Source organism: Aeromicrobium piscarium (assembly GCF_007421815.1).
In the GTDB taxonomy this organism is placed as follows: domain Bacteria; phylum Actinomycetota; class Actinomycetes; order Propionibacteriales; family Nocardioidaceae; genus Aeromicrobium; species Aeromicrobium piscarium.
The window spans coordinates 76087-88452 of record NZ_VLNT01000006.1; the positions used below are offsets into that span (position 1 = coordinate 76087).

At 69.6% G+C, this 12366-nt stretch carries 12 protein-coding genes; 9 read left to right on the top strand and 3 right to left on the bottom strand.

The genetic code is table 11. The features are described 5' to 3' along the window. Positions 1-26 precede the first annotated feature (26 nt). The 5 genes from miaA to galE all read left to right on the top strand — a co-directional run bounded on the left by miaA (position 27) and on the right by galE (position 6463). Entirely contained in the window at positions 27-947 is a 921-nt protein-coding gene (gene miaA / locus FNM00_RS09320) for a tRNA (adenosine(37)-N6)-dimethylallyltransferase MiaA (protein WP_185973072.1), read from the top strand. Positions 948-959: 12 nt separating this feature from the next. Then, positions 960-1784, top strand: a complete 825-nt coding sequence (dapF, locus tag FNM00_RS09325; RefSeq protein ID WP_143913168.1) for a diaminopimelate epimerase — start codon at positions 960-962, stop codon at positions 1782-1784. Positions 1785-1860: 76 nt separating this feature from the next. Beyond that, the gene (gene hflX, locus FNM00_RS09330; protein WP_143913169.1) at positions 1861-3273 is read left to right on the top strand and encodes a GTPase HflX; all 1413 of its coding nucleotides are present in this window, start codon (positions 1861-1863) and stop codon (positions 3271-3273) included. A gap of 270 nt (positions 3274-3543) precedes the next feature. Further along, positions 3544-5481 (top strand): ATP-dependent DNA helicase, encoded by a 1938-nt coding sequence (locus tag FNM00_RS09335; protein ID WP_143913170.1) that lies wholly within the window; start codon positions 3544-3546, stop codon positions 5479-5481. 25 nt (positions 5482-5506) lie between these two features. Further along, positions 5507-6463 (top strand): UDP-glucose 4-epimerase GalE, encoded by a 957-nt coding sequence (galE, locus tag FNM00_RS09340; RefSeq protein WP_143913171.1) that lies wholly within the window; start codon positions 5507-5509, stop codon positions 6461-6463. A 169-nt stretch (positions 6464-6632) separates the two neighbouring features. On the opposite strand, the gene lexA is transcribed toward galE, so the two are convergent. Together lexA and FNM00_RS09350 are read right to left on the bottom strand one after the other, a co-directional pair. Beyond that, positions 6633-7343: a transcriptional repressor LexA gene (gene lexA / locus FNM00_RS09345; RefSeq protein WP_143913172.1), complete on the bottom strand. Its 711-nt coding sequence runs from the start codon at positions 7341-7343 to the stop codon at positions 6633-6635. Between the two features lie 218 nt (positions 7344-7561). Further along, positions 7562-8518, bottom strand: a complete 957-nt coding sequence (locus tag FNM00_RS09350) for a YihY/virulence factor BrkB family protein (protein WP_143913173.1) — start codon at positions 8516-8518, stop codon at positions 7562-7564. Between the two features lie 78 nt (positions 8519-8596). Between FNM00_RS09350 and FNM00_RS09355 the strand changes: the two genes are divergently transcribed. The 3 genes from FNM00_RS09355 to FNM00_RS09365 all read left to right on the top strand — a co-directional run bounded on the left by FNM00_RS09355 (position 8597) and on the right by FNM00_RS09365 (position 10217). Further along, complete coding sequence (locus tag FNM00_RS09355) at positions 8597-8953, top strand: cupin domain-containing protein (RefSeq protein WP_143913174.1); 357 nt, start codon at positions 8597-8599, stop codon at positions 8951-8953. A 22-nt stretch (positions 8954-8975) separates the two neighbouring features. Continuing rightward, entirely contained in the window at positions 8976-9545 is a 570-nt protein-coding gene (gene mobA / locus FNM00_RS09360; protein WP_185973073.1) for a molybdenum cofactor guanylyltransferase, read from the top strand. A 276-nt stretch (positions 9546-9821) separates the two neighbouring features. Further along, positions 9822-10217, top strand: a complete 396-nt coding sequence (locus tag FNM00_RS09365) for a LysM peptidoglycan-binding domain-containing protein (protein ID WP_185973074.1) — start codon at positions 9822-9824, stop codon at positions 10215-10217. Between the two features lie 55 nt (positions 10218-10272). Here the strand turns inward: FNM00_RS09365 and FNM00_RS09370 are convergent, their stop codons facing one another. Then, the gene (locus tag FNM00_RS09370) at positions 10273-11463 is read right to left on the bottom strand and encodes an RNA polymerase sigma factor (RefSeq protein WP_143913177.1); all 1191 of its coding nucleotides are present in this window, start codon (positions 11461-11463) and stop codon (positions 10273-10275) included. A 350-nt stretch (positions 11464-11813) separates the two neighbouring features. Between FNM00_RS09370 and nrdR the strand changes: the two genes are divergently transcribed. Continuing rightward, positions 11814-12320, top strand: a complete 507-nt coding sequence (gene nrdR / locus FNM00_RS09375; protein WP_143913178.1) for a transcriptional regulator NrdR — start codon at positions 11814-11816, stop codon at positions 12318-12320. Positions 12321-12366: the final 46 nt, after the last annotated feature.

A 12366-nucleotide genomic window follows, 5' to 3' on the forward strand; every position in this document is an offset into this window, starting at 1 on the left:
CTCACGGTACCTGCGAGACTGGCCGCGTGCCCGTTCAGCGTCAGGATCGAGTCGTCGTCGTGGTCGGACCGACCGCATCGGGCAAGTCGGCGCTCGCGGTGGCCGTGAGCCGGCGTCTCGGCGGCGAGGTCGTCAATGCCGACGCGGTCCAGCTCTTTCGCGGCATGGACATCGGCAGCGCCAAGGTCACCGAGGCCGAGCGCGCCGGCGTGCCGCACCACCTCCTCGATGTGCTGGACGTGCGAGAAGAGGCCAATGTCGCCGTGTTCCAGCGGTCCGCGCGACGTGCCATCGACGAGATCCGCGGTCGCGGAGCGCTGCCGGTCCTCGTCGGCGGCTCGTCACTGTATGTGCGCGCCGTGATCGACCCGCTCGACTTCCCGGGGACCGACGCGGACGTGCGGGCGCGCTGGGATCAGCGGTTGAGCGAGCTCGGCGCGGAGGCCCTCCACGCGGAGCTGCGACGCCGCGATCCCGCAGCCGCCGAGCAGATCCTGCCCACCAACGGCCGCCGCATCGTGCGGGCCCTCGAGGTCGGGGAGCTCACCGGCGCGCCCTTCAGGGCGACGATGCCGGACTTCACGTCGGTCTACGACGACCTCGTGATGATCGGACTCGACGTGCCGCGTCACGTGCTCGACGACCGGATCAGGCGCCGGGTCGACCAGATGTGGGACGACGGGCTCGTCGAGGAGGTCGAGAGGCTGCGAGCTGAGGGCATCGAGGAGGGGCTCACCGCCAGCAGGGCGCTGGGCTATCAGCAGCTGCTCGCCCACGGACGGGGGGAGATCGGCGAGGACGAGGCACATGAGCAGACGATCACCGGCACGCGCCGGTTCGCGCGTCGCCAGGACCGCATGTTCAGGAAGGACCCGCGGGTGCGGTGGCTGCCCTATGACGCCGCCGATCTGGTCGAGCGCGCCGTGGCCCTGGCGGAGGCACCGTAGACTGGACGTCTCATGACTTTCTCCTGGCAGAAGGGGCACGGTACGGAGAACGACTTCGTGCTGCTGCCCGACCACGACGGCACCGTCCACGGCGACCTCGATCCGAGCTTCGTGGCGGCCCTGTGTCATCGGCGCCGCGGGATCGGCGCCGATGGCGTGCTGCGCGTGATCCGATCGTCCGCGGCGGGAGTGACGTCCGAGGCCGAGTGGTTCATGGACTATCGCAATGCCGATGGATCGATCAGCGAGATGTGCGGCAACGGCGTGCGGGTCTTCGCCCGCCATCTGCTGGACGAGAAGCTGGTCGACACCGATCGCTTCGCGGTCGCCACGCGTGACGGCGACAAGCTGGTCTCCGTCGGCGCGGACGGGCAGATCGCCGTCGACATGGGCGCCTTCAGCATCGGCGGGTACAGCGAGGTCCGCACGAGCGAGGGCCTCGCCGTGACCGCGCGCGAGGTCCACACCGGGAATCCTCATGCCGTCGCCTTCGTCGACGATGTCGAGCAGGCGGGGACCCTGCTCACCGAGCCGCGCTTCGACCGGGAGGTCTATCCCGAGGGCGTCAACATCGAATTCGTCGCCCGTCGTGGCCCCGGACACGTGCGCATGCGGGTGCACGAGCGGGGCTCAGGGGAGACGCGCTCATGCGGCACCGGGGCCTGCGCCGTCGGGATCGCCACAGCGCTCGCCGACGGTGACACAGCGCGGCCGACCGAGTATCGGATCGACGTCCCAGGGGGCACGGTGCACGTGACACTGGACGAGAACGACCACGTGGTCCTCACCGGACCCGCCGAGATCGTGGCCCGCGGCGAGATGGAGTGGATGGCATGAGCGAGCGAAGCGAGCGAAAAGATGGGCTGCTCATGCCGGCATCGGCCTATGGTGGTCTTTTTCAGGCGGTGGTGGCATGAGCGAGCGGAACAACGGGCTGACTGAGCGGAACGAGGAGATCGTGGACTCCGGCTCGCTGGACCTGGAGGAGCGGTCCTCGCTGCGCCGCGTCGCGGGGCTCTCGACCGAGCTCACCGACATCTCCGAGGTCGAGTATCGGCAGCTGCGGCTCGAACGGGTCGTCCTCGTCGGCGTCTGGACCGATGGCACCGCGGCCGATGCCGAGAACTCGCTGGCGGAGTTGAAGCTGCTGGCCGAGACGGCGGGCTCGGAGGTCCTCGACGCGCTGGTGCAGCGACGTCAGCGTCCGGACCCCGCCACGTTCATCGGCAGCGGCAAGGTCGACGAGCTGCGCGAGGCGGTGGAGGCGACCGGCGCCGACACGGTCATCTGCGATGGCGAGCTCGCGCCCAGCCAGCTGCGCAATCTGGAGGATCGGGTCAAGGTCAAGGTGGTCGACCGGGTCGCCCTGATCCTCGACATCTTCGCGCAGCATGCGAAGAGCGCGGAGGGCAAGGCGCAGGTCGAGCTGGCGCAGTTGCAGTACCAGAGCCAGCGATTGCGCGGGTGGGGCGGCAATCTGTCCCGCCAGGCCGGTGGCCGTGCCGCCGGCGGTGAGGGCATCGGCGGTCGCGGACCGGGCGAGACCAAGATCGAGACCGATCGTCGGCGGATCCAGTCGCGCGCGGCCAAGCTGCGCCGCGAACTGGCCGAGCTGCGGACCACGCGCGACACCAAGCGCGCCAATCGCCAACGCCATCAGATCCCCTCGGTGGCGATCGCGGGGTACACGAATGCCGGCAAGTCGAGTCTGCTGAACCGGCTCACCCATGCCGGCGTGCTGGTCGAGGACGCCCTGTTCGCGACCCTCGATCCCACGACCCGGCGCACTCAGACCTCCGACGGCCGTGTGTACACGTTGTCGGACACCGTCGGCTTCGTCCGGCATCTGCCGCACCAACTCGTCGAAGCCTTCCGATCCACCCTCGAGGAGGTCGCCGATGCCGACCTGATCGTGCATGTCGTCGACGGCTCGCATCCCGACCCGCTCGGGCAGATCACCGCGGTGCGCGAGGTCTTCGCCGAGATCGGCGCCGAGGGAGTCCGCGAGGTCATCGTCGTCAACAAGACCGATGCCGCCGATCCCGCGGTGGTACGCGAGGTGCTCGCCCGTGAGCCGCACGCCGTGGTGGTCAGCGCCCGCACGGGCGAGGGGATCGACGAGCTGCTCGGACTCATCGAGAGCGAGCTGCCGCGGCCCGAGGTCGCGGTGGATCTCGTGCTGCCGTACGAGCGCGGCGACCTGCTCAATCGGATCCATGAGTCCGGTGAGATCGACGAGGTGGAGCACCGTTCCGACGGCACCCGGGTCGCCGCGCGCGTCGGGGCCGGTCTCGCGGCCGAGCTCGCTCCGTATCTCGTCGAGTAGATGATCGATGTGCGTGGACGGTTGCTGGGGCGACCACGCATGCACATCCTGTGTCGCGTCCGGTCCGACTGACGGCCCTCACCGTGGGCGGTGACGTACGCACCCCTCGCGCGCGTGGCAGGTGAGATAGGCACCCCTCATGCGGTCCGAGACGTGCGTAACCCACCTCTCCAGGAGCGCGTGACGCCCCACCGCCCGCCCCAGCGCGATCCGGAAGGGTGCCTGTGGACCGCGCCCGAGCCGCGCGCGATGACCCGGTAGCCTGCGGCCATGGCCTCTGACGTGCGCGATGTCCTGTCGGCCGCGGTGGACGCGGTGGGAGGCACCGAACGACCCGGCCAGATCGCGATGGCCGAGGCCGTCCAACAGGCCTTCGACACCGAGCAGCACCTGCTCGTCCAGGCCGGCACGGGCACCGGGAAATCGCTGGGATACCTCGTGCCCAGCCTGCTCCACGATCAGCGCGTGGTGATCGCCACGGCCACGCTCAACCTGCAGCATCAGTTGGTCGAGCGGGATATTCCCGCGCTCAAGGAGGCGGCCCGCGAGGTGCTGGACGATGTCCCGCACCACGCCGTGGTCAAGGGACGCGGCAATTACGCGTGCCTGCATCGCGTCCGCGAGGGCGCCCCGGACGACCAGGGCACGCTCGTCGAGGTGCCGGAGGGAACCCTGGGTGCCGAGGTCGTCGCCCTGCGTGAGTGGGCCGAGCAGCAGGCGGACGGCGGCCACGTGGGCGACCGAGACGCGGCGCCCTCGCACAACGAGCGGGCCTGGCGTCAGGTCAGCGTCACCGCGAGGGAGTGCCTGGGCGCCCAGCGCTGCCCCTACGCCCTCGAATGCTTCGCCGAGCGGGCGCGCGAGGACGCCCAGCAGGCACACATCGTGGTCACCAACCACGCGATGCTCGCCATCGACGCGATCGACGGCGTGCCGATGCTGCCGGAATTCGGCACGGTCGTGATCGACGAGGCACACGAGCTCGCCGCCCGGGTCACGCAGGCGGCCACCCAGGAACTGGACCCCGCCGGTATCGAGCGTGCGGCGCGCCGGGCCCGTCCGCACCTGACCGAGCCGGAGGCCGCCGACGATCTGAGCGATGCCGCCGATGCGCTGGCCGACACCCTCACCCATGTCTCACCCGGCCGCATCGAGGAGCCGCCCCAACCGCTGCGCGCCGCGCTCGACCTCGTCCGCGACACCGCCCGCGCCTGCTTCTCGGCTTTCGGCAAGGAGCGAGGCGGCGAGGAGCCCGATCCCGCGCGCCAGCAGGCGCGCAGTGCCGTCGACGAGCTGCGACAGGTAGCCGAGCGCATGGCACGCGGCAGCGACACAGATGTCCTGTGGCTCGGGGAGCTGCGCACCGGCCAGCAACTGCGGATCGCGCCGATCGACGTGTCCGGCGCGCTGCGCGACAAGCTCTTCGGGGAGAAGACCGTCGTCCTGACCAGTGCGACCCTCGCGCTCGGCGGATCCTTCGATCCGGTCGCGCGGTCCCTCGGGCTCTGGGAGGACGCGCAGTGGCGCGGACTGGACGTGGGCTCGCCCTTCGACTACGCCAAGCAGGGGATGCTCTACGTCGCTCGCCACCTGCCTGCCCCCGGCCGGGACGGTCTGGAGGAGGATCAGCTCGGCGAGATCACCGCTCTGGTCAAGGCGGCCGGTGGGCGCACGCTGGGATTGTTCTCCTCGCGTCGCGGTGCGGAGCGCGCCGCGGAGTACGTACGTATGGCACTGCCGGATATCGAGGTGCTGTGCCAGGGAGACGCGCAGCTTCCCGAGCTCGCGCGCCGTTTCGCCGAGGAGCCGAGCACGTGCCTGTTCGGCACGCTGAGCCTCTGGCAGGGAGTCGACCTTCCCGGTGACACCTGCACGCTCGTCATCATCGACCGCATCCCCTTCCCTCGCCCCGATGACCCTCTGATGAGTGCCCGCCAGCGTCTGGTCGAGAAGCGCGGCGGCAACGGCTTCATGCAGGTCGCCGCCCACCACGCGGCACTGCTGCTGGCGCAGGGAGCGGGCCGTCTCATCCGGCGCGCGGACGATCGCGGCGTGGTCGCGATGCTCGACCCCCGCATCGTCACGGCGCGCTACGGAGGCTTCCTCGCGGCGTCGATGCCGCCGCTGTGGCGCACCACCGACCGCGCCACCGTGATGGCGGCGCTGGGACGACTCGACGCAGCTGCCGTGGAGCGTGCCGCATCCTGAGCGACGGTCTCAGTACGCTGAGGTCATGGCGATCTTGGTGACCGGCGGAGCCGGCTACATCGGCGCGCACATCGTGCGTGCCTTCGACGAGGCAGGACTCGATTCGGTGGTGGTCGACGACCTGTCGAGCGGGCACCGCGAGTTCGTGCCCGATGATGTGCCCTTCATCGATCTCAACATCACCCGCACCAAGAAGCTCACCGAGGCGCTGCGCCGGTACGACATCGAGGCGGTCGTCCATCTCGCCGGTTTCAAGTACGCTGGTGTCTCGGTCGAGCGGCCTCTGCACACCTACCAGCAGAACGTGCAGGGCACGGTCAGCCTGCTGCGGGCGATGGCCGAGCACGGCATCGGCACGATCGTGTTCTCCTCCAGTGCGGCGGTCTACGGCACACCCGATATCGCTCTCGTGACCGAGGACACGCCGACGGCGCCCGAATCACCCTATGGCGAGAGCAAGCTCGTGGGGGAGTGGATCATCGCCGATCAGGCCCGGGCGACGGGTCTGCGGCACACCTCGCTGCGGTACTTCAACGTGGTGGGCTCGGGCACACCGGACCTGTACGACTCCAGCCCGCACAATCTGTTCCCGCTCGTCATCCGCGCGCTCAGCGAGGGTCACCGGCCGAAGATCTTCGGTGCGGACTACCCGACGCCGGACGGCACCTGCGTCAGGGACTACGTTCACGTCGCCGATCTCGCACAGGCGCACGTGGTGGCCGCCCAGAAGCTGCTGGCCGGCGAGTCGCTCGAGCCGGTCTACAACCTGGGCAGCGGCGACGGTGTCTCGGTACGACAGATCATGACCGCGGTGGCTCGCGCGACGGGTATCGACTTCGAGCCGCAGGTCGTCGATCGCCGTCCCGGGGACCCGGCGCGGATCGTGGCCTCGGGGGAGCGGGCCGCCCGCGACCTGCAGTGGGCCATGCGGCACACCCTGGACGAGATGGTGACGAGCGCCTGGCAGGCCGGCCGGGAGTGAGACCGCCCATCAATGGGCGGGTGAGTAGGCGTCCCCTCCTCGACCCCGCAAAACCCCACAGGCGGTCAGTAGGCGTCCGTCTGTCACCTGAGATGGACGCTGATGCACCGCCGTCTCGTGTGAACGGACGCCTACTCACCGCCCACGATGGGGAGGGGGTGCGGGGCGGTCAGACGCGGCGCAGGACCGCCGTGACCTTGCCGAGGATCGTGGCGTGGGTGCCGTCGATCGGCTCGTAGGCGTCGTTATGAGGCAGCAGCCAGACCTGGCCGTCCTTGCGCTGGAAGGTCTTGACCGTCGCCTCGCCGTCGATCTGCGCCGCCACGATCTCGCCGTTCTCCGCGACCGGCTGCTGGCGGATGACCACATAGTCGCCATCGCAGATGGCCGCATCGACCATCGAGTCGCCGCTGACCTCCAAGAGGAACAGGGTGCCGTCGCCCACCAGCGAGCTCGGCAGCGGCATGACCTCCTCGACCCGCTCCTCGGCGAGGATGGGACCGCCGGCGGCGATCCGTCCCACCACCGGCACGTAGGTGGCCGCCGGACGCTCGTTGCCGAGATCGGTGACATCAGCGAGATCCTCGGCGGTGCTGCCGAGCGAGCGGTGCACCTCCGGCAGATGGATCTCCAGCGCACGCGGGCGGTTGGGGTCGCGCTTGATATAACCCATCCGCTCGAGCATGCGCAACTGGTGGGAGACCGAGGACGTGCTCGCGAGGCCGACGGCAGCCCCGACCTCGCGCATGCTGGGCGGGTAGCCGCGATCGCGCAGGCTGTCGCGCAGGAACTCCAGCACCTTGCGCTGACGCGGGGTCAGCCCGCTCGCATCGGGAGGTCCGTCGGGCAGTTCGGTGACGTCATCGCTGCGCTCGCTCATGCCGCCACCGCCTCGAGGAGAAACAGGGTAGGCCGGTGCCGGCATGAGGTGACTGTCTTCGGTCGCTCGCTGCGCTCGCTCATGCCGCCACCGCCTCGAGGAGAAACAGGGTAGGCCGGTGCCGGCATGAGGTGACTGTCTTCGGTCGCTCGCTGCGCTCGCTCATGCCCTCACGGTAGCGGGATCGACCGTCCATATCAAACATCTGTTCGAATAGGTCAGTGCGTGTCGTGACGGCGGCCCTGGGTGTCGTCGATCACCTTGATGAAGGTGGTGATCTCGTCCTCGATCTGCAGCTGGGCACGTTCGGCATCGGTGCGGGACTGCGCGGTGTCCAGGTCCTCGGTGAGCGTGCGCTGGTTGACGACATTCTCCTCGACGGCCTGGAGCGCGGCACCGAACAGCACGGCGTAGAGGCCCACCCATAGCCACAACAGCAGGACCACCACGCCGGCGAGCGCACCGTAGGTCTCGCCGTAGCTGCCGAAGTTGTTGACGTACACCGAGAAGCCGACCGAGGCGATGATCCACAACCCGGCGGCGGCGAGTACCCCGCGTGTCACGAAGCGCTGTGGACTCGGGCGGTTGGGGGCGAGGCGATACATCATCGCGATGAGGGCGATCACGAGACCGATCAGGATGAGCCAGCGCGCCACCTCGGCCGCGATGCGCACGCCCGGCACGATGTCGATGATCGAGAACAGGGCGGGCGCCACGGCCACCAGTGCCACCGCGACGATCGCGAAGGCGATCGCCGCGGCCGTCATGCCGTAGGCGAGCGCCTTGCGCTTGACGAAGCTGCGGTCATCGCCCAGTCCGTACATGGTGTTGACGGCGGTGAGCAGATTGCTGACACCGCCGGATGCGCTGTAGAGCGCGATGGCCAGCGCGATCACGGTGGTGACACCGAGCGCCCCGGAGGACGTCTCGGCGACCTGCTGGATCTGGTCGGTGACGATCGACGCGGCATCCGCTGGCAGCACGTCCTGGATGCGGTCGACCTGACCGGCGATCGTCTGGGGGGAGGCGAACAGGGCGTACAGCGAGATGCCCGCGATCACCGCCGGGAACAGCGAGGTGAAGGTGTAGAAGGCGACTCCCGCGGCGAGGAGCGGCGCCTGATGGGAGGACGCCTGCTGCCAGGCGAGCTTCGCGGTGGCGATCGTCGAACGCATGTCCCGAAACTATCGGTGAAGGCCGTGCTCCGCCTGGTGGGGACGGGTGATGAGCCTCTCGTGGCGTAGCGTCACCGTATGGATGCCGTTCGCTTGCCCGATCTCGTCGACGACCACCTCGCCGAGGCGAGGCGCCACGATCACGGCCGCAGTGCCCAGGCGTTGCATCCGGGCCGCCAACATCAACTGCGGCAGACCCTCATCGCGATGGTCGAGGGCACCGCGCTTGGCGAGCATCAGGCTCCGGGGGAGGCGACCTTGCAGGTGTTGCGGGGCCGGGTGCGCCTCTCCAGCGCTGACTCGGCCACCGAGGCATCGGCGGGAGACCTGGTGATCATCCCGGCCGAGCGCCACGATCTTCACGCGCTCGAGGACGCCGCCGTCCTGCTCACCACGATCGTGCCGTTGACCACGATCGTGCCCGAGGACTCCTGAGCATGTGTGCCGTCGAAGAGACGTGAGCGAGCCGTGGACGGATCCGGCCGGGGCTCTCGATGCGGTGATCCTGGCCGGCGGCCGCGGCTCGCGGCTCGGCGGCCGTGACAAGGCCTCGATCGAGGTCGACGGAGAGTCGCTGCTGCGCCGGGCCGTGGACGGCGCCCGCTCGGCCGGATGCCGGGAGGTGGTCGTGGTCGGTCCGCCCCGGGCGGGGTGGGAGGAGATCGTCCAGGTGCGGGAGGAGCCCGCGTACGGCGGGCCCGTGGCGGCGCTGGCCGCAGCGCTCGGGCGGCTCCGGTCCGAGGGCGTGCTCCTGATGGCCGTGGACCTGCGGAACGCCGCCGGCGTGGCGCGGCTGCTCGCCTCGCTGCCGCGCCCGCGCACCGGTGTCGTGCTCGTCGACGGCTCGGGGGCCGATCAGTGGCTCGCCTCCCGCTGGCGCACGGAGGTGCTGCGCGGCTCGTTGACCGGGGATCACCGCGATCAGGCCCTGCGACGCGTCCTGGGGGCGTTCGAACCGGACCGGGTGGTGGTCGGCGATGATCTGGTGCGCGATATCGACACCCCCGCCGATCTCGAGGGCCCCTGACCGCTCGACGAGTGGTGCGACCGCGACCGCGAGTGGTGCATCTTCGCCCCTAATTCACTGAAAACCGGGCGGATATGCACCACTCGGCGCTCCGCCGGGGCGGGCGGCACGAGGATTTTCTCGATCAGATGTTCGATCGGTACTTGTTTTGTCAGTGGGCTCGCGTATAGTCGCTCATGTGTTCGATCGAACGGATGTTCGTCTCGAATGACATCGCCGAACGAGGTTCGGTCGGACACGCCAGACCTTGACCTCGGCTTCCCCACGGAGGACATCATGAGCGCTATCGCCTACCAGGACCTGACCCTGACCACCCCGCGTCCGCAGCGTCATCTGCGGGCGGTGCCGTCTCCGGTCGTACCCGACCGACCGGCACCGGTGCGGCTCACCCGTCGTGGTCGCGTGGTCGTGTTCGCCGCGGTGAGCCTGATCCTGGCGCTCGGAGCGGTCGTCATGGGTGCGTCTGTGGCCGCCACAAGCGATTCGGCTCCGATCGCGACCACCACGGTGCAGGTGCAGCCCGGGCAGACCCTGTGGCACATCGCGGCCGAGGCCAACCCGGGAGGCGACGTGCGGGCCACGGTCGATGAGATCGTGCGTCTCAACGCGCTCCCCAATGCCAGCGGCCTGCAGATGGGCACCTCGCTCGCCGTTCCGGTCTACGCGGACTGACGCGTCGGTGCCGAGCCCGCCGTCACGCCCCGGGGAAGGGCGGGCGGCGGGTTCGTCATAGTGAGCGGCGAGTCGCGTGGGTGGCCATATAGGCCTGCTCGGCCCCGGGCTCGGCGCGAGCGGAGCCCAACTGCCACTGACGCTGGGCCTCCTCGAAACGTCCGAGCCGTTCGAGCAGCTCGGCTCGCACCGCGTGCCACAGATGGGAGTCGGCCGGCAGGGTGTCGACGACCTCGAGCGCGATCGCGGGCCCCTCGACCTCTGCGAGCGCCACGGCCCGGTTGAGGTCGACCGACGGGCCCGGGGCGATGATGCGCAAGGTGTCGTAGTGCGCCAGGACGGCACGCCAGTCGGCCGGCATTCCGTCAGCCGTCGCGGCATGGAGGGCCTGGATCTCGGCCTCGACCGTGTACCGCGACAGCCTGGGGGAGCGCCGGCCCTGGCGAAGGAGGAACCCGGCCTCGGCGATCGTGTCGGACTCCCACAGTCCGCGGTCCTGATGCGGCAACGCGATGAGATCGCCGTGCAGTCCGATGCGCGCCCGGCGGCGGGAGCGGATGAAGAGCATCAGAGCCAGCAGGCCGCGGATGTCGTCGTGATCAGGTAGCTGCGACAGCAGGGAACGGGTCAGCCCGATGGCCTCCTCGGAGAGATCGTCACCGGTCAGCGTCGCACTGCGCGAGCCGACATAGCCCTCGTTGAAGATGAGATAGAGCACGGCGAGCACGGCATCCAGTCGGTCGTCGAGGTCCGCGACCGCCGGTGCGGCGAAGGAGATGTCGCCTCGGGTGATCGGACGCTTCGCCAGGTCGAGTCGGCGCCGCATCGTGGCGTCATCGACGCCGAAGGCGTGGGCGATCTCCGTGAGGGACAGGCCGGCACAGAAGCGCAGGACGAGGGCGACACGGGCCGGCAGGTGCAGCGCGGGGTGGCAGCAGGTGAACACCAGGGCCAGTCGATGATCTTCGGCGGTGTCCTCCGCCAGTGCTGCCAGCGCTCGAGGCCGGGGCGTATCGGCGCCGCGCAGTCGATCGAGCGCCGCCCGACGGGCGGTGGCAAGGACCCAGCGGTCCGGTTGCTCCGGGATGCCGTCGCGCTCCCACGTCTCGGAGGCCGCCGCGAAGGCCGCATCGGTGGTGGCCTCGACGATGTCCAGGTCGCCGCTGTCGTGCAGCACCGCGGCCGCTGCCACGGCGTGGGCGCCGCGGAACGTCCGGACGATCCGTCGTTCGGCGAGGGTGGTCATGCGATGGCGTCGACCTGGAGGGCGGGCTCGGGTGACGCGGTGCTCATGCGAGTCCTCTCGGTGCTTCGGGGGCGTGCCCGGGGTGGCGAGGTGGTCGACACGATCTTGGCCGACACGCCGGGGAGCCGCACGCCGAGGTGTGCTGACCTGCGCAAACGCAGACTGTCAGACCCGCCTGTCAGGCTGTTTGCATGAGCCCGTCGCGCGACGTAGGCTAAACACTAGATGTAGTACTTACACTCGTGTAGTTCTCCACATATAGACCCACAAGTCGATCGGCGTTTCCCACAGATCCGCCTGTTTTCCACACTCGTGTCCACCACGTCGTCCACAGTGAGAGGAGCCCTGCGATGCGTTGCCCGTTCTGCAAGAACGACGACACCCGGGTCCTGGACAGCCGTGTCTCCGATGATGGTGGCGCCATCCGCCGGCGCCGTGCCTGCTCGGCCTGCGACAAGCGCTTCACGACGATGGAGCAGATGCAGCTGACGGTGCGCAAGAAGTCCGGCGCCACCGAGCCCTTCGCCCGCGACAAAGCCGTCGCGGGGGTGGCCAAGGCCTGCAAGGGACGCCCGGTCTCCGCCGACGATCTGGCCTGTCTGGGCCAGCAGGTCGAGGATGCTCTCCGCGCCAGCGGCTCGGCCGAGATCCCGGCGCACGAGATCGGGCTCGCGGTCCTGGAGCCGTTACGGGCCCTCGACGAGGTGGCCTATCTGCGGTTCGCGAGCGTCTACAAGGCCTTCGACTCCGCCGACGACTTCGTCGCCGAGATCGCCACTCTGCTCGCGGCCGCCACCGACGGCGAGCTCGCCGAGGAGGCGGCCCGGTCGGCACCCGGCGTCGACCCCACGAACTGACACAACACCCACCACACCAGTTGAAGCATCACCAGTTGAAACAGGA

Coding starts and splice junctions, on each gene's coding strand:
- dapF (WP_143913168.1), top strand. CDS start 960: ATGACTTTCTCCTGGCAGAAGGGGCACGGTACGGAGAACGACTTCGTG.
- hflX (WP_143913169.1), top strand. CDS start 1,861: ATGAGCGAGCGGAACAACGGGCTGACTGAGCGGAACGAGGAGATCGTG.
- FNM00_RS09335 (WP_143913170.1), top strand. CDS start 3,544: ATGGCCTCTGACGTGCGCGATGTCCTGTCGGCCGCGGTGGACGCGGTG.
- galE (WP_143913171.1), top strand. CDS start 5,507: ATGGCGATCTTGGTGACCGGCGGAGCCGGCTACATCGGCGCGCACATC.
- lexA (WP_143913172.1), bottom strand. CDS start 7,343: ATGAGCGAGCGCAGCGATGACGTCACCGAACTGCCCGACGGACCTCCC.
- FNM00_RS09350 (WP_143913173.1), bottom strand. CDS start 8,518: ATGCGTTCGACGATCGCCACCGCGAAGCTCGCCTGGCAGCAGGCGTCC.
- FNM00_RS09355 (WP_143913174.1), top strand. CDS start 8,597: ATGGATGCCGTTCGCTTGCCCGATCTCGTCGACGACCACCTCGCCGAG.
- FNM00_RS09365 (WP_185973074.1), top strand. CDS start 9,822: ATGAGCGCTATCGCCTACCAGGACCTGACCCTGACCACCCCGCGTCCG.
- FNM00_RS09370 (WP_143913177.1), bottom strand. CDS start 11,463: ATGACCACCCTCGCCGAACGACGGATCGTCCGGACGTTCCGCGGCGCC.
- nrdR (WP_143913178.1), top strand. CDS start 11,814: ATGCGTTGCCCGTTCTGCAAGAACGACGACACCCGGGTCCTGGACAGC.